This window comes from Colwellia sp. KU-HH00111 (assembly GCF_040362745.1).
Lineage (GTDB): Bacteria > Pseudomonadota > Gammaproteobacteria > Enterobacterales > Alteromonadaceae > Colwellia.
The window spans coordinates 131,553-147,927 of the sequence record NZ_BAABWO010000005.1 but is presented as its reverse complement, the minus strand read 5'-3'; the positions used below and the strand labels follow the sequence as shown (position 1 = coordinate 147,927).

The window sequence follows — 16,375 nt, the reverse complement described above, 5'->3', positions numbered from 1 at the left end:
ATCGTTACCAACAATTGTTGACAACATTAAGTTGTTGGCTGGTTTTATTATAGTTTTGCCATAGTGTTTGATAATTTTGCTTTAATATCGGGTGTACTAGTGTTGGGGCTATTTCACTTAATGGCCAAAGCACAAAAGCATTTTTATCTATTTCATCTCGGGGTAATTGTGCTGGCGTGTCTGTGATAATGTCATCGTAAAGCAATAAGTCGAGATCTAACGTTCTAGGGCTAAACTTTTTTGCATCGACAGCGCGGCCATACTGTACTTCAATATCACGGAGTATGTGAGCGACTTGCTCAACTGTTAAAGAGGTTTTTATACCAACTACCATGTTATAAAAAGCTTTACCATTAAAGCCAATGGCTTCACTTTCAAACAGCGATGATAACACTAACTGTTCAAATGCTAGGTTGAAACGGTTAGCTAAGGCGTTCAATCCGTGTTGAACATGGTATTCACGTTCAACATTGCTCCCTAAGGAAATATAAATCATCGCCATTAGTTTACTGATGTCTCAATAGCTGTCTGTGAGGATTGACTTCGCTCAATTTCAACACCTACAGTATCAGCGTTGTGCACGGCACCAGGCTTTCCTATGGTGAGTTTTAACCAAGGAATATGGTAAGTAGTCATTAAAAAAGCAGCTAACCGTTCAGCTAATGTTTCTAATAAATCAACGGGGTTTTCATTGGCAAAGGTTTCAATGGCGGTAGATATTTGTGCATAATCTAACGTTTTTGCGAGTTCATCATTTAGTGCTGCACCGGCGGTATTCCAGCCCATTGCTACATCAATCACTAGGGTTTGTTTGATTTCTTTTTCCCACTGAAAAAAGCCAATGGTGGTTTGAATATGCAAACCTTTAATGAAAACCTTATCCATTTTCTACCTATTATGATAATTCTTACAAAATAAAAGCGAGTTTACCTGCCAAGGTGTAGAAAAACTAGCACAGAACAAGCTAGAATGAATAATATTGTTATTTTTCTGACCAATTTCTATTGTGATGCTGTTTTTAACGCTTACTATGATCATTATTGCGTATTTAATAGGCTCGATTTCGAGTGCTATTTTAATATGCAAACTGCTCGGCTTTCCAGATCCTCGAACCACAGGGTCGAAAAATCCCGGTGCAACCAATGTGTTAAGAATCAGTAATAAATTAACGGCAGCAACGGTACTCTTTTTAGATGTATTAAAAGGGACAGTTCCCGTATGGGGCGCTTATTTTTTGCAAATAGAGCCGATTTATCTGGGCATTATTGGCGTTGCGGCTTGTTTGGGGCATATGTACCCAGTATTTTTTAACTTTCAAGGCGGCAAAGCGGTTGCTACGGCATTAGGCACTTTATTGCCCATTGGTTTAGGGCTAGGTGCTTTACTGATTATTACTTGGGTATTTGTAGCTAAAGTCACAAAATATTCAAGTTTAGCAGCGATAGTTACCGTATCAATGGCACCACTGTATGTGTTTCTATTAAAACCGCTGTATGTTTACCCTACTTTAATGTTGAGTGCGCTTATTATCTTTCGTCACAAAGACAATATTGTACGTTTACTTAAAGGCACAGAGAATAAAATTACCACCAAAATATCTTAGCCTCATACTTATTTAGGAGCACTATGAAATATCAACATACCCATAAACTGCTGTGTTTTATTGCGCTTTTTGCCATAACAAATGTTGCTCAGTCAATGAACTTTCCGCCTGCTAATGTCAATGTAGTACCCGCAAAAATGATGGCGCTTTCGCCGGTAGTTTGGGTGTCAGGTACTGTGGTGAGCCAAAATGATGCTAAAATAGCATCTGAAATATCGGGTCGTTTGATCAGTTTAGCTGCTATTGGTCAGTTAGTCGCGCGCGGTGATATTATTGCCCAAATTGATGATAAGCAATTAAAAATAGAACACAGTGAAGCACAAGCGAATGTGCTTAACAGTAAAGCTCGTTTGCACTTTCTTGAAGCGGAAGTAAAACGAAAAACACAGTTGGTCAAGCAAAAGCTATCACCGAGTACCGAATTAGATAAAACCATTTCTGAACGTGATATTGCTAAGGGTGATGTCATTGTCGCTCAAGCACAATTAAATAAAACAGAACAAGCACTAGACTACAGCATAGTGAAAGCGCCATTCAGTGGCATTGTTGCTCAACGCCTTGCCAGTTTAGGGGAGTTTGTTAATGATGGTAAAGCGATTATACGCTTGGTACAAACCCAACACAGCGAGGCGACTATTTTTGCCCCTATTGTTGCTTATCAATTTCTAAAAACAGCAACAGAATTAGCGGTTCAATCACCTCTGGGGGAGGGAAAAGCTAGAATTAAAACCCTAGTGCCAGTTGCTGATGCTCGTTCTCATTTAATGGAAGTACGTTTAGATATGTCAACCTTTGATTGGCCAATAGGTTTAAACATTAAGGCGAAAGTGGCTAATGGTCCTAGTGAAATGTCGTTAGCTGTACCTCGCGATGCATTAGTCTTGCGTCGTGATGGTGCTAGTGTGTTTCGGGTGAATCAAAATGAGCAAGGCGCTCAAGCTGAGCAAATAGCGGTGACAGTCGGTGTTGGTATGGATGGTTTGGTTGCAGTGACTAGCGCAAGTGAACAACAACCAATTAATGTTGGCGATTTGATCGTTATTCGTGGCGCCGAGCGCTTACAATCGGGTCAAGGTGTTGCCATAAAAAGCAACAATAAAGACCTAGTGCTTGGTGGGAAAACTGCAGAAAATGAGACCAACACAACTCAGTCTGTGAACAAAGGAAGCGTGCGATGAATTTAACATCATCTGCATTAAAAAACCCAACTGCTGTTATTGTTGCAATTTTATTGGTGGCACTGTTTGGTTTTATCAGCTTATTTAAATTACCTATTCAGTTAACGCCTGATATTAGCAAACCCGAAATTGTTATTGCAACGGGATGGCGCTCTGCAGCACCTGAAGAAATAGAAGCGGAAATTATTGAACGACAAGAAGATGTGCTCAAAGGGCTACAAGGGCTTGAGTCGTTAATTTCTTCTTCAGATCAAGGTAGCGGCAGCATTACCTTGCGTTATCAGTCAGGCATCAACTTAGAACGCGCCTTAATTGATGTGATGAGTGCGTTAAATCAAGTGCCTAATTATCCTGCTGATGCGACTGAGCCGGTGATTTCTGTTGGTGGTAATAATACCTTTACTGCAATTGCTTGGTTTGCGTTAAAACCTCTTGAGGGCAATACCCGTGATATTGTCAGTTATCAGGATTACGTAGAAGAAGTCATTCAAACGCGAATAGAGCGTGTTGCCGGTATTTCAAAATCGAATGCATTCGGTGGTTTATCAACAGAATTACGTATAACCTTTGATCCCTATAAAGCCGCTGCACTTGGCTTAAACATTCCTGAAATCGCAGCAGCCTTGGCTAATAATAGCGATAGCTCAGGTGGTTTTAATGAAGTTGGCCGCCGAAAATACACCCTACGGTTTGCCGGGAAATATGGTGAAGAGCAACTCGGTGAGATGATCCTAGACTGGCGTGATGGTCAGCCAATTCTTCTTCGTGATGTTGCTACTGTCGCTGTTGCCTTGCAAGATAGAACCGGTATTTTAACCTTAGACGGTGACCAAGCCATTGCTATGAATGCTCAAGCAGAGCAGGGCGTTAATGTGATTGAAGTCATGGAAGGCTTGCAAAGCGCGATGCGTGAACTTAATGAAGGGCCATTAAAACGTGTTGGCCTTGAAATGATCCAAATGTCAGATGAAACCATTTATATTAATCGCTCAATGGACTTGGTTCGTAATAACTTACTGATGGGTATTGCTCTGGCCATCATTGTATTGTGGTGGTTTTTGCGGAAGTTTCGTGCCACGTTAATTGTTGCCTTAGCCATACCTATTTCTTTAGTGATTACACTCATTGTAATGTATAGCGCTGGGCGAACCTTGAACATTATCTCGATGGCGGGTCTAGCTTTTGCTGTCGGTATGGTGCTTGATGCCGCTATTGTCGTGTTAGAAAACATTGTTCGATTACGAGAGAAAGGCGAAGCGCCAGAAAAGGCAGCTTTACACGGGGCTACCCAAGTTTGGGGAGCGTTAATTGCGTCAACGATTACCACTGTCGCTATTTTCTTACCCATCGCCTTTTTAGATGCAGTTTCGGGGCAGCTTTTTGCTGATTTAGCCATAACCATTGCGGTGGCCATAGTTGCTTCGTTAATTGTGGCAGTAACAGTATTACCCACAGCCGCTCGTAAGTTATTAGCAGACAAGAGTGAGGCTGATCCTCATAGCCACTGGTGGCGAAGTATCACTAAAGGGGTTATGCATATTACCAGTACCCCAAGTAAACGCTACGCTTGGGTTTTTGGCTTAATGTTGTTTGCATTTGCGGGCAGCTGGGCTTTATTTCCTAAAATAGACTATTTGCCAAAGGGTAATCAGAACCAGTTTCAAGCGTTTATTTTACCTCCACCGGGCTTAAGTTATCCGGCGGCGCGTTTTGAAATGAGCGATGAAATAAATCGCCGTATCGCGCCTTATTTAACGGGCGAAAAGCAGCCGCAAATTGCCCATACTTGGATGGGTTTTTTTGGTTCATTTGGCTTTATGGGCGGACATGTTAAAAACGTCGATGATATTGGTGAAATTATAGCGGTGATTAACCGTGAGTTTTTACAAGGCTTTCCCGATACAATGGCTTTTGCCTCGCAGTCACAAATATTTAGCAGTTTAGGTGGTGGTCGGCGAATTGACGTGGATATTCAGGGCAATAATGTTAATACCTTACTTAATGCCGCACAAGCTGGCTATGGCGCTATTAGCCAAGCTTTGCCCGGCGCACAAATTCAGCCGCAACCGGGCTTAACCCTAGCAGAGCCAGAATTACAAATGTTACCCAATGAAAGACGTTTAGCTGAAGCAGGCTGGAGCCGATCGCAAATGTCAGCTATTTCAAGAGCGTTAGGTACAGGTTTGTATGTCGGAGACTTCTTTAATGGTCAAAAGCGTTTAGATGTTTTTCTAAGGGCTACTGACTGGCAATCACCAGAAGAGCTTGCCGCGATTCCTTTATACACGCCTAATGCTGATGTTCAACCCGTTGGTGAATTAGTCGACATTGTGAGAACTGCAGGACCAAGCTCGATTAGACGGGTTAATAGACAAAGGACAATCACCTTGCAAGTAAGCCCACCCGATGGAATTAGTTTAGAAGAGGCAATAGCGCAAATTAAAACACAGGCAGAGCCCGCCATTTTAGCGGTGTTATCAGAAGATGAGGTCAATGAAAGCGGTAGTGTTGCAAGCATAAGTTATCGTGGTACTGCTGAAGCACTTACCCAAGCATTAACTAATATGAGCCAAAGTTTTATCTTGGCACTGATCATTCTGTATTTACTTATGGCGGCACTATTTCGCTCATTCAAAGACAGTATTTTAGTCGTGCTAACGATCCCGTTAGCCACCATTGGTGGTATTGGCTTTTTGCAATTAACCAATTTAGTGATATTTCAACCGTTAGATTTATTAACCATGATCGGCTTTATTATTTTATTAGGCTTAGTGGTCAATAATGCCATTTTATTAGTGTACCAAACACGCATGGGCGAAAACGAAGGCTTGTCTCGACATGACGCAGTTGAACAAGCGGTAAGGCTTAGACTAAGACCTATTCTTATGAGTACTCTCACCAGTATTTGCGGTATGTTACCGCTGTTGTTAATACCTGGTGCTGGCGCCGAGCTTTACCGAGGTATTGCCGCGGTAATTGTCGGAGGAATGGGGGTCAGCACGATTTTCACTTTGATCTTTTTACCTAGCTTATTGCAGATGGGCAAGAAAGGGTAGGTTGGCATTAATTCCAACCTACAGCACATTCCAACCTGAAAATTAAACAGCGGGAAGCGAATCTAGTGACCAACGAGGATTTGCTTTAAAAGTTAAATCAGCATGAGTGTTCGCTTTTAACCGCTGTAAACCAGCATAGGCAATCATAGCACCGTTATCGGTACAAAATTCTGGCCTAGGATAAAAGACACTACCACCTAATTTACTGGTTGTGTCTGCGAGCTTTTCACGTAGCGCGGTATTAGCACTCACACCACCAGCAATAACCAAACGCTTTAAGTTTTCTTGTTTTAATGCACGTTTGCACTTTATTGCAAGTGTCTCAATAACGGCTTGCTGAAACGCATGAGCAATATCTGCATGGGTTTGCTTAAGTTCAGCTTCGTCTATTGTTGTACCATCACTGGCAATACATTCTTTACGAACTAAAGTGCCTGCAGCTGTTTTTAAACCACTAAAGCTAAAGTCTAAGCCAGGTCTGTCGGTCATAGGGCGAGGTAATTTAAAACGTCCAGCGATACCCGATTCCGCCATTTTTGATAATGCGGGGCCGCCCGGATAATCTAACCCTAATAATTTGGCGGTTTTATCAAAGGCTTCACCTGCGGCATCATCAACAGATTCACCGAGTAACTTATATTGACCAATGCCATCAACTCGCACTAGCATAGTATGGCCGCCAGAAACGAGCAAAGCTACAAACGGAAATTCAGGCACATCATCTTCTAACATCGGAGCCAGCAAATGACCTTCCATGTGATGAACGGGCACAGCGGGTAAATTCCACCCATATGCTAAGCTTCGCCCGATTGAGCAGCCAACTAATAAAGCACCTACAAGCCCAGGACCTGCAGTATAAGCAACACCGTCTAGATCTTGTGGTGTTAAATTGGCGTCTTTTAATACGGCTTTAATCAACGGGATTGTTTTTCGAACATGGTCTCTGGACGCCAATTCGGGCACAACCCCACCGTAATCGGCATGTACAGCGATTTGACTATAAAGCCGATGCGCTAAAATACCTTGTGGACGATCACCTTGTCCATCATCATAAATAGCAATACCGGTTTCATCACACGAGGTTTCAATACCTAAAATTCGCATACAAGGTTCTCTAAAAAGCGGGAATAAAATATTATGAGGCGGATTTTACCTAGCATTACTCACTTTCGCTAGTTTATTTCCCTTGATAGTGAAAATAGCCTTTACATCATGGCTTACTTAGCAGTAGAATACGGCACCCATTTTTGATAGAGCGGGTGTAGACAAGGTTTAATAACGTAATAAGTGCGTTGCAAACTGAAGTTAAACACCAATTTATATAGATATATTCTAAGGTAAAATAGTACATGCCAGTAATTAAAGTAAGAGAAAACGAACCATTTGACGTAGCACTACGTCGTTTTAAACGTTCATGTGAAAAAGCAGGAATCCTTTCTGAAGTTCGTCGTCGCGAATGTTATGAAAAGCCAACTTGGGAACGTAAACGTAAAAAAGCAGCGGCAGTAAAACGTGCAGCGAAAAAAGTTTCTCGTGAGAACGCTCGTCACGTTCGCATGTACTAAGCTCTGATAAAGAACCCTTAGTAATCTTTCCCAATCGAAAGAGTGAGCTGATTTAGATGTCACTACTAATACAACTCAAAGATGAAATGAAAAATGCCATGCGTGCCAAAGACAAATTACGTCTTGGGGTTATTCGTATGGCTTTATCTGCTGTTAAGCAAGCAGAAATTGACAACAACACCGAAGCAACCGATGACAATATTATTGCTATTTTAACCAAAATGGTTAAACAGCGTAAAGAGTCTATCAAAATGTTTAACGACGGTGGTCGAGAAGAGCTTGCAGCAAAAGAAGCCGAGGAAGTTGAAGCATTAACTTATTTTCTTCCTCAGCCATTAACAACGGCAGAAATTGACCAATTAATTAGCAATGCAATTACAGAAACCGGTGCAGCTTCAATGGCTGACATGGGTAAAGTTATGGCCATGTTAAAGCCGTTAATGCAAGGTAGAGCGGATATGGGCGCTGTTAGCGGCCAAATAAGATCAGCCTTAAATTAGCTCAGGCAAAATATTTAATAAAACCGTAATGACTCACGTTATTACGGTTTTTTTCTGTCAATCCCTTAAATTATCACAACGTAGTCATTTTAATTTGTGTACAATAAGTGCTACCCAGTTTCTAACAAATAAGCATTATGGCCGGACGAATTACTCGACAATTTATTGATGATTTATTAGCACGTGCTGATATTGTTGATGTAGTAGAGTCACGCGTACCATTAAAAAAAGCAGGTAAAAACTATCAAGCCTGTTGCCCTTTTCACAATGAAAAATCCCCCTCTTTTACTGTCAGCCATGATAAACAGTTTTATCACTGTTTTGGTTGTGGAGAACACGGTAATGCCATCTCATTTTTAATGGAATTTGACCGTTTAGAGTTTGTTGATGCCATTGAAGAGCTTGCCAGTTATTGTGGCATGGAAGTCATTCGTGAAGAAAACCATGCTAGCCCCGCCGAGCAGCGACAACAGCAAAAAAATCAACAGCAAAAGCAAGATGACTATGAATTATTAGCTCAAATTAGCCGGTTTTACCAACAACAATTGAAGGTTGCTACAGATAAAGACATCGCAATTACTTATTTAAAAGGCCGTGGTTTAAGTGGAGAAGTAGTCAAACGCTTTGGTATCGGCTACATCAGTGATGGCTGGGATGGCATGATGAAAGTCTTTTCGCCACAAGGTAAAGCAAATCAGCAGTTAGTTGATTTAGGTATGGCAATATCAGGGGATAAAAACCGCCCATATGATAGATTTCGTGGCCGTATTATGTTTCCAATTCATGATAAGCGAGGCCGTGTAATTGGCTTTGGTGGAAGAGTACTTGGTGATGAAAAGCCAAAATACTTAAACTCACCAGAAACGCGAATTTATCATAAAGGGCAAGAATTATATGGCTTATATGAAGCTAAACAAGCGAATAAAAACTTACAACGACTTGTAGTTGTTGAAGGCTATATGGATGTGGTGGCACTAGCACAACATGGTGTTGATTACGCTGTTGCTTCATTGGGTACGGCAACCACATCAGAGCAATTGCAAACCATGTTTCGCACCGTAAAAGAGGTCATTTGTTGCTACGATGGCGATAGAGCTGGGCGAGATGCGGCTTGGCGTGCCATGGAAAATGCCTTACCGCTTATTCGAGATGGCTTTGCACTTAAATTTGTTTTTGTACCCGATGGCGAAGACCCTGATTCATTTATTCGAGAAAAAGGGCAACAGGCGTTTGAGCAGTTTTTAGATCAGGCTATGCCTTTGTCTAAATTTTTGTTTGAACAGCTGATGAGTCAAGTTGACATGAATTCCTTAGAAGGTCGCGCAGCTTTAGCCGAATCTTTTCAACCGCACTTAACCAAGTTACCTGAAAGCTTGTTAAAAGATGCCATTATCAATGAAATTGCCAATAATTTTGGCACCGGTAGTGAACAGTTTTTAGCCAAAATCAATAAAAACACTCATGTCGAAAGCCAGCATAAAAAAGCGAAACCGAGTACTAAAATTACCCCGGTTAGATTAGCTATTGCATTATTATTAGAACATCCCCATATAGTTAATGAACTCAATGATATTGGTGTGTTAGCGCCACTAAATGTACCCGGTGTCGATTTACTGATTCAATTGTTGACGCTTTGCCAGCAAAAACCCGGTATCAAGACGGCGCAACTATTAGAGTATTTTCGCGATACTGCTCAAGGCAAACAGTTGGCAAAATTAATGTGTTGGGAGCATCATATTACTGCTGATGCAGCAGCAGATGTATTTCTTGATAGTATTGAAAAACTACTTAATGATTTTGTTGCTCAACGTACTGAGTTTTTATTACAAAAAGCCAGAATAAAACAAATATCACCACAGGAAAGGCAAGAGTTACAAGCAATACTTAACGCATAACCACGCAATGTTGATATTAGTGACTATACTTGAGTAACATAAAATAGCGACTTTAGGTAGTCAGTTTTAAATTCATGGGTGGAAATAGTGCGAAAAACTCGCTATAATTTCCCGCTTTATTTATTTGTGCAGCATTTGCGACCTCATTTTTAGAGTATTGTTTTACAAAACCATATTTACCAGACATAGGTGGACACTCGTCAATGGAAAAAGCCCCTCAATCTAGATTGAAAGATTTAATAACCAAAGGTAAAGAGCAAGGTTATTTAACGTTTGCGCAAGTTAACGATCATCTTCCTCAAGATATTATCGACTCAGATCAAGTAGAAGATATTGTTAGCATGATCAATGATATGGGGATTCAGGTGTTTGAAAATGCCCCTGATGCCGATACATTGATGATGAGTGAAGCTAACACCGATGAAGATGCAGCTGAGGCTGCAGCACAAGCTTTAGCTACTGTTGAAAGCGAAATTGGCCGAACAACTGATCCAGTTCGCATGTATATGCGCGAAATGGGTACTGTAGAGTTGTTGACCCGCAAAGGCGAAATCGTCATTGCAAAGCGGATTGAAGAAGGCATTAAAGAAGTACAACGTAGTGTGTCAGAATACCCGCCTGCAATTAATTACTTGCTGGATATGTGGGATAACTTTGAAGCAGAAGAAGTACGCTTAACTGATATTATTTCTGGTTTTTTAGACCCAGATGCAGAAGATGAAGAAGTACCCGCAGCTGCAACTCATGTAGGCTCTGAATTATCTAAAGAAGAATTGGATGACGAAGATAAAGATGACGTTGATTCTGATGATGAAGAAAGCGAAGATGATGAAGAAGAGGACACAGGTCCTGATCCTGAATTAGCTCGTGAAAAATTTGCGTCATTACGTGATGCTTATGAAAATGCTAACAAGGTTATCGATGCTAAAGGCCGTGGTCATAAAGATGCCCAAGCTGCAATTGATGTCGTTGCCGAGGTTTTTAAAGAGTTTCGTTTAATTCCTAAGTTATTTGATAAGTTAGTGAAAAATATGCGTAGTGTGATGGACAGATTACGTGTGCAAGAACGTTTGATCATGAAACACTGTGTTATGGGCGCGGGTATGCCTAAAACCACTTTCATTAAAATTTTCCCAGGTAATGAAACGTCAAAAGAGTGGTTTGAAGCGGAAAAAGCCGCAGGACATAGTTATTCAGCTAAGCTTGCTGATATCGAGCTAGACGTAGAACGTTGTATCTACAAGTTGAACCAAATTGAAGAAGAAACCCATTTAAATATTCATGGCATTAAAGACATTAACCGTCGTATGTCAATTGGTGAAGCAAAAGCCCGCCGCGCGAAAAAAGAAATGGTTGAAGCCAACCTACGTTTGGTTATTTCTATTGCGAAAAAATATACTAACCGTGGCTTACAATTCTTAGATTTGATTCAAGAAGGTAATATCGGTTTAATGAAAGCGGTAGATAAGTTTGAATATCGCCGTGGTTATAAGTTCTCTACTTATGCAACTTGGTGGATACGCCAAGCAATCACGCGTTCTATTGCTGACCAAGCCCGTACTATTCGTATTCCGGTACATATGATTGAAACCATCAATAAGTTGAATCGTGTTTCTCGTCAAATGTTGCAAGAAATGGGACGCGAGCCAACGCCTGAAGAATTGGCTGAACGCATGATTATGCCAGAAGATAAAATTCGTAAGGTATTAAAAATAGCGAAAGAGCCGATTTCGATGGAAACACCGATTGGTGATGATGAAGATTCGCACTTAGGTGACTTTATAGAAGATGGCAGCGGTGAACTACCGGTAGACTCAGCAACCTCTGAAAATCTTAAAGGGGCAACCCATGAAGTCCTTGCAGGTTTAACCGCCCGTGAAGCCAAAGTATTGAGAATGCGTTTTGGTATTGATATGAATACTGATCATACATTAGAAGAAGTGGGCAAGCAGTTTGATGTGACTCGAGAACGTATACGTCAAATTGAAGCCAAAGCATTACGTAAATTACGTCATCCTTCTCGCTCAGAACAGCTTAAAAGTTTCTTAGATGGCGAGTAAATAGCCCTGATCGCAACTTAGTGCACAACAAAATATAAGAGCATGTTAGTTTAACTAACATGCTCTTTTTTATTGCATAGCAAAAACTACACAGATAAAGCCCTACAGAAAGTAAGTATTTAAACCTTTACGCTTTAGTGATAGTATTTTGTAAGCTACTAATGTTTGTTTTGTTAGCGCAGCTGATAGTTTACCGGGTCAAAGGTTGACTATAAGCTAATTTAAGATGGATTTTTGTCGAGGTGTTTCCTCAATCACTATAGTGGATATAATAATGGCTCATCAAAGAACTCAGTTGAATATAGTTTTATTGATTATTGCTTTGCTAAGCTCATTTTCTTGTTTTGCTGCTGATAATGCCGTGTTTTCTCTGATTAACACCAAAGCTTTTTTGCTTGGACTGAGTTTACCACTATTGGTTTGCTTTATTTGGAAACTGCTGTGCAAGCCTAAGAGTAATAATACCGCACCACAAGACATTAATTCTGTGTCCTCAGAAGAGTTGTTTAGCTATACCCATGATTTAGTGACCAACTTACCCACAGCACAACATGCGTTGAAAAAGTTTAACCAAGTGCTGAAAATATCACCGAGCAATAAGTATGCAGCTATCGTCTTTAAACCGGTAAATTTTCAACAAGTCAATAAAGTATTAGGTCACCATAATTCAGATATTTTATTGTTACAGCTAGCCTTTTGTTTGAAAAAAAATGTTGAACAAAACCCGAGTTTACTTAGTTTTGAATGCGCGCCAGAAGTGGTTAAGGTAGCAAGGTTGCAAGGGTTAGACTTTTTAGTTGTTTATGATGTCTCTAGCAGTAAGCATGCTCCGACCGATATGATTAGTAGCTTATGTCAGCAGCTCGCGCAAGCTGTGCCAAATGCCATGAGCTTTAAAAGTTTTTCATTAAATTTTGAGCTAGCGTTTGGTGTCGCTATCACAGGTGAGCATGGTTGTGGGGTTAACGAAACCGTAGCACATGCAACGGATGCTTTATTAAAAGCGACTATGTCTAACCAGTCCATTGAATATTTTGACAACAGCGCTGTGTTATATACTGAAAAGCAATTAAGGCTGATGGAGCGGTTGCGACAAGATATTATATCTGAGAACTTGCGCTGGCAATTACAACCACAAGTGGATATCAAAGAGCACGCGCTAGTTGGGTTTGAGTTAACCGTAAATTGGCTGGCAAATGAAAATGAACCCCTTGAATTAACGGACTTTATCGATTTAGCTGAACACAGTGGCGAACTTTATTTATTAACCAAACAAATGTTTAAGCAGGCCTTCAAAGCTCTTTTTTCTTTGCACAAATTAGGGGTATACCAGCGCGTATCGGTTAACTTAGCGAACAAAAATGTGCTTGAACCTGACTTAGTTGATTATATTGAACAACAAATGACCAATTATAACATTGCTGGTAAATATGTGATGATTGAGCTCAACGAAAAAATCATGCTCTCAGCCTGTCAGCAAGCCAAAAATATTATAGATCAATTAAAATCATTAGATATTGGTATTGCCATTAATAACTTTTCAGGAAGTTATGAATCATTAAGGTATTTGAGAAAGATGGCTGTTCACCAAGTGAAAATTGATTGTCAGGAATTAGAATCTAGTGCGGATAATCAAGCAGATCAAGCCATTGTTAATACCTTGATAACGCTCACCGGTAATATGAAATTACCTTTAATCGGCACGCATATAGATAATCAAGAAACCGCGCATCGCTATACCTCAATGGGCGGTAACTTACTGCAAGGTAGCTATATTGATGTTGGTATAGCGCCAGATGCAATTGAAGCGTGGCTTAGTGCTTGGTTTGCTAAACATCCGGCATCTAAACCACAGTCTATATAAGACCCTACTCAATATCTAACGGCTCAGGAGATAAAATTATACCTGTATTGTCTACGTAAATATGATCGTCAGGCAGTATAGTAACCCCGCCAAAATTAATGGCGATATCAGTTTCACCAAATTCATTATCATTAGCGCCAACAGGAATAGAGACTAAGCCTTGAATACCTAATTCAATATCTTCTAGCGCATCAACGTCACGAACACTGCCGTAGCAAACGATGCCTTCCCAACCATTATTAGCAGCAATTTGTGCGATGTTACTGTCTATCAATGCCCGTCTGGTTGAACCACCACCATCAATCACCAGTACTTTACTGGTGCCATCGGCCTCGACAATTTTTTCGATTAAGCCCGTACCTTCAAAACATTTGATAGTAACAACTTTGCCACCAAATGAATGTCGCCCGCCATAATTACTAAAAATAGGGTCAACAACATCAACGAGATCTGCATAGGTGTCACATAACTGTGAGGTATCATATTCCATAAGAGTAACCTTCAATAAAGGGCAATTGTTAATGCCAGTATAACTGGTTGCAATGAAAATAAAATAGAGACTTGTATTTTACGGTAAAAATCTCTCTAATAGCATTAGTACTTTTTTATCTACAATAGAATAGAGATAATGTTTGCCAGTGTAGACCCAGTAGCTTTTTTATTTGCCACACAAGCTATAGTGTTTGCTGTTTTGTCGTTTGTGTTTTTTATGTATGCTCGCGCATATCACCGCGAATATGCTAAATATTGGTTGTTATCTTTAACTGCATTAAGTGGCTATTTTGCCAGTGGTGCAATGCTTCCTAGTACTACCATATCAAGCGTTAGCAGTTATTTTCAGTTATTTTATCTGCAATTTCAGCAGGTGTCTTTTTATCTGTTTTTAGTGTTTTTCTTATTTGGCTTATACTGCGCTAAAAGCGGTAAGCATCCTAAAAGCAAAATAATGGTGGTCACTATCACGTTTGCTGCTTTACTTGGTTTAAGTACTCCATTGGTTTATGCCTTTGATCAATTTAATGTTTTCAATCGTTTCTTCCTCCAACACGGTCTACAAAGCTTTATTTTTGCTGGTGGTTTTTTACTGGCCAGCGTGTATCTTTTGCGTGATCAAAAGCCGCACTTTTCCAGTAAAATATTGTTGGTTTTTTGTTTTATCCTTGTTATTCGCTATGTATTTTACGCATTTGTCTCAATGCTTTCAGTTCAAGAACTATGGTTTAGTGCGTTTACCTTATCTTTATTATACTTTGATATTGCCGCGTTCAGTGTTTTAGGGTTTATTTTACTCATTTGGTTGCAAGGCGATGAGCGCAGTATGGTGGTACATGCTCTCAATAGAGCACAATACTTAGGACATCATGATTCTTTAACTGGCGCATTAAATCGTGTTCAAGTGATAGAAAAGTTATCTGAAGTGATGATCACTGCTCGCCAGCAATCTCATCAGCTCGCAATCTTTTTAATAGACATTAAGCAATTTAAATTTGTTAATGATACCTATGGGTTAAAAGCTGGTGACTTTATTCTTGGAGAAATAGCCAAGCGATTAAATCATAGTATATTACAGCCTAAAGCTGTAGGGCGTTTAAGTGGCGATTCGTTTATGTTTGTTATTGAATATCAACGCTTGCCCACGATTGCTAGAGTGCCTGAACACTTGCATCAACTTATTAATCGATCATACCTCTGCGACAACCAAAAAGTAACAATTCAAGCCAGTATTGGTTTTTGTACGTTTCCTGATGATGGCGATCACGCAGAAACCTTGTTGCAGCGTGCAAACCTTGCATTACACCATGCCGAAACGAATAACATGCCAACCGTTGCGTTTGAGCCAGGGATGCAAGCCGAAGGGCGGCGATTATTATTGAAAGAGAAAGAACTAAAAGCGGCGATTAGTAATGATGAGTTTGTGTTACATTTTCAGCCGCAGTTAAACTTATTAACCAACCGACTAGAAGGTGTGGAAGCATTAGCTCGTTGGCAGCATCCAGAAAAAGGTTTGTTATCACCGGCGCACTTTCTTTATGATATTGATGCGTTAAACATGAACAGCGAGTTTGACAATTATATTTTAAATAAGGCTTGTTGTGCTAATGCAAGGTGGTATAAAGCATTCAAGCGTCGTGTGGTGATCGCTGTGAATATTACCGCGGTAGAGTTTCAAGACCCTAATTTGGTCACCAATATTCAGCACCTGTTGTTAGCAAATAATTTACCGTCAAAATATTTAGAATTAGAGATCACTGAAAATGTTGTTATGACCGATATTGACACCGCAATGGATACGATTACAAAGCTCCAAAGCATGGGGATTAGAGTGTCAATTGATGATTTTGGTACCGGCTATTCTTCATTGGCTTATTTGCGTAAACTGCCCATAGATAAAATTAAAATCGATCGAGGCTTTATTACAGAAGTTGCAACTAATGACTCTGATATGACCATTGTTGACTCTATGATCAAACTTTCTCATGGCTTGGGCAAACGAGTGCTTGCTGAAGGGGTAGAAAACAAAAATCAACTTAATATACTGCGAAATTTAGGCTGTGACGCAGTACAGGGCTTTTTTATTGATAAACCTTTATCGGAAGAAAAAATAGCGACCTACCTTGCTAAGAAGGTTTAAATTAGCCGGTTTTTACTTCTTG

Annotated in this window: 13 protein-coding genes; 9 read left to right on the top strand and 4 right to left on the bottom strand. The window is 40.2% G+C overall.

What is annotated here, in order from left to right; translation table 11 throughout:
• Nucleotides 1-4: 4 nt before the first annotated feature.
• On the bottom strand, nucleotides 5-502 hold the full coding sequence (gene folK, locus ABXG98_RS10920) for a 2-amino-4-hydroxy-6-hydroxymethyldihydropteridine diphosphokinase (protein WP_353538715.1): 498 nt from the start codon (nucleotides 500-502) through the stop codon (nucleotides 5-7).
• Nucleotides 502-885, bottom strand: a complete 384-nt coding sequence (gene folB / locus ABXG98_RS10915) for a dihydroneopterin aldolase (protein ID WP_353538714.1) — start codon at nucleotides 883-885, stop codon at nucleotides 502-504. The genes folK and folB overlap by 1 nt, the downstream gene beginning before the upstream one ends.
• A gap of 124 nt (nucleotides 886-1,009) precedes the next feature.
• Here folB and plsY point away from each other — a divergent pair, with 124 nt between their 5' ends.
• Genes plsY through ABXG98_RS10900 form a run of 3 tightly spaced genes read left to right on the top strand, consistent with a single transcriptional unit; the run spans nucleotide 1,010 to nucleotide 5,837 of the window.
• Nucleotides 1,010-1,603 carry a glycerol-3-phosphate 1-O-acyltransferase PlsY gene (gene plsY, locus ABXG98_RS10910; protein WP_353538882.1) on the top strand — a complete coding sequence of 198 codons (594 nt, stop codon included), beginning with the start codon at nucleotides 1,010-1,012 and terminating at the stop codon, nucleotides 1,601-1,603.
• Between the two features lie 23 nt (nucleotides 1,604-1,626).
• On the top strand, nucleotides 1,627-2,781 hold the full coding sequence (locus ABXG98_RS10905) for an efflux RND transporter periplasmic adaptor subunit (RefSeq protein ID WP_353538713.1): 1,155 nt from the start codon (nucleotides 1,627-1,629) through the stop codon (nucleotides 2,779-2,781).
• A complete protein-coding gene (locus tag ABXG98_RS10900; RefSeq protein ID WP_353538712.1) occupies nucleotides 2,778-5,837 on the top strand; it encodes an efflux RND transporter permease subunit in 3,060 nt (1,019 codons plus the stop codon). The genes ABXG98_RS10905 and ABXG98_RS10900 overlap by 4 nt, the downstream gene beginning before the upstream one ends.
• A 42-nt stretch (nucleotides 5,838-5,879) precedes the next feature.
• Here ABXG98_RS10900 and tsaD read toward each other — a convergent pair whose 3' ends face one another.
• Nucleotides 5,880-6,941, bottom strand: coding sequence for a tRNA (adenosine(37)-N6)-threonylcarbamoyltransferase complex transferase subunit TsaD (gene tsaD, locus ABXG98_RS10895; RefSeq protein WP_353538711.1), 1,062 nt, complete (start codon nucleotides 6,939-6,941; stop codon nucleotides 5,880-5,882).
• A 245-nt stretch (nucleotides 6,942-7,186) separates the two neighbouring features.
• Here tsaD and rpsU point away from each other — a divergent pair, with 245 nt between their 5' ends.
• The 5 genes from rpsU (at nucleotide 7,187) to ABXG98_RS10870 (ending at nucleotide 13,721) form a co-directional block, all read left to right on the top strand.
• Nucleotides 7,187-7,402 (top strand): 30S ribosomal protein S21, encoded by a 216-nt coding sequence (gene rpsU, locus ABXG98_RS10890; RefSeq protein WP_114326764.1) that lies wholly within the window; start codon nucleotides 7,187-7,189, stop codon nucleotides 7,400-7,402.
• Nucleotides 7,403-7,458: 56 nt separating this feature from the next.
• A complete protein-coding gene (locus ABXG98_RS10885; RefSeq protein ID WP_353538710.1) occupies nucleotides 7,459-7,902 on the top strand; it encodes a GatB/YqeY domain-containing protein in 444 nt (147 codons plus the stop codon).
• 137 nt (nucleotides 7,903-8,039) lie between these two features.
• Nucleotides 8,040-9,797 (top strand): DNA primase, encoded by a 1,758-nt coding sequence (gene dnaG / locus ABXG98_RS10880; protein WP_353538709.1) that lies wholly within the window; start codon nucleotides 8,040-8,042, stop codon nucleotides 9,795-9,797.
• Between the two features lie 203 nt (nucleotides 9,798-10,000).
• Nucleotides 10,001-11,857 (top strand): RNA polymerase sigma factor RpoD, encoded by a 1,857-nt coding sequence (rpoD, locus tag ABXG98_RS10875; protein WP_353538708.1) that lies wholly within the window; start codon nucleotides 10,001-10,003, stop codon nucleotides 11,855-11,857.
• A gap of 274 nt (nucleotides 11,858-12,131) precedes the next feature.
• Nucleotides 12,132-13,721: an EAL domain-containing protein gene (locus tag ABXG98_RS10870; RefSeq protein ID WP_353538707.1), complete on the top strand. Its 1,590-nt coding sequence runs from the start codon at nucleotides 12,132-12,134 to the stop codon at nucleotides 13,719-13,721.
• A 4-nt stretch (nucleotides 13,722-13,725) separates the two neighbouring features.
• Here ABXG98_RS10870 and rraA read toward each other — a convergent pair whose 3' ends face one another.
• The gene (gene rraA / locus ABXG98_RS10865; protein ID WP_353538706.1) at nucleotides 13,726-14,211 is read right to left on the bottom strand and encodes a ribonuclease E activity regulator RraA; all 486 of its coding nucleotides are present in this window, start codon (nucleotides 14,209-14,211) and stop codon (nucleotides 13,726-13,728) included.
• 138 nt (nucleotides 14,212-14,349) lie between these two features.
• Here rraA and ABXG98_RS10860 point away from each other — a divergent pair, with 138 nt between their 5' ends.
• Nucleotides 14,350-16,353, top strand: coding sequence for a putative bifunctional diguanylate cyclase/phosphodiesterase (locus ABXG98_RS10860; RefSeq protein ID WP_353538705.1), 2,004 nt, complete (start codon nucleotides 14,350-14,352; stop codon nucleotides 16,351-16,353).
• The last annotated feature ends 22 nt before the right edge of the window (nucleotides 16,354-16,375 follow it).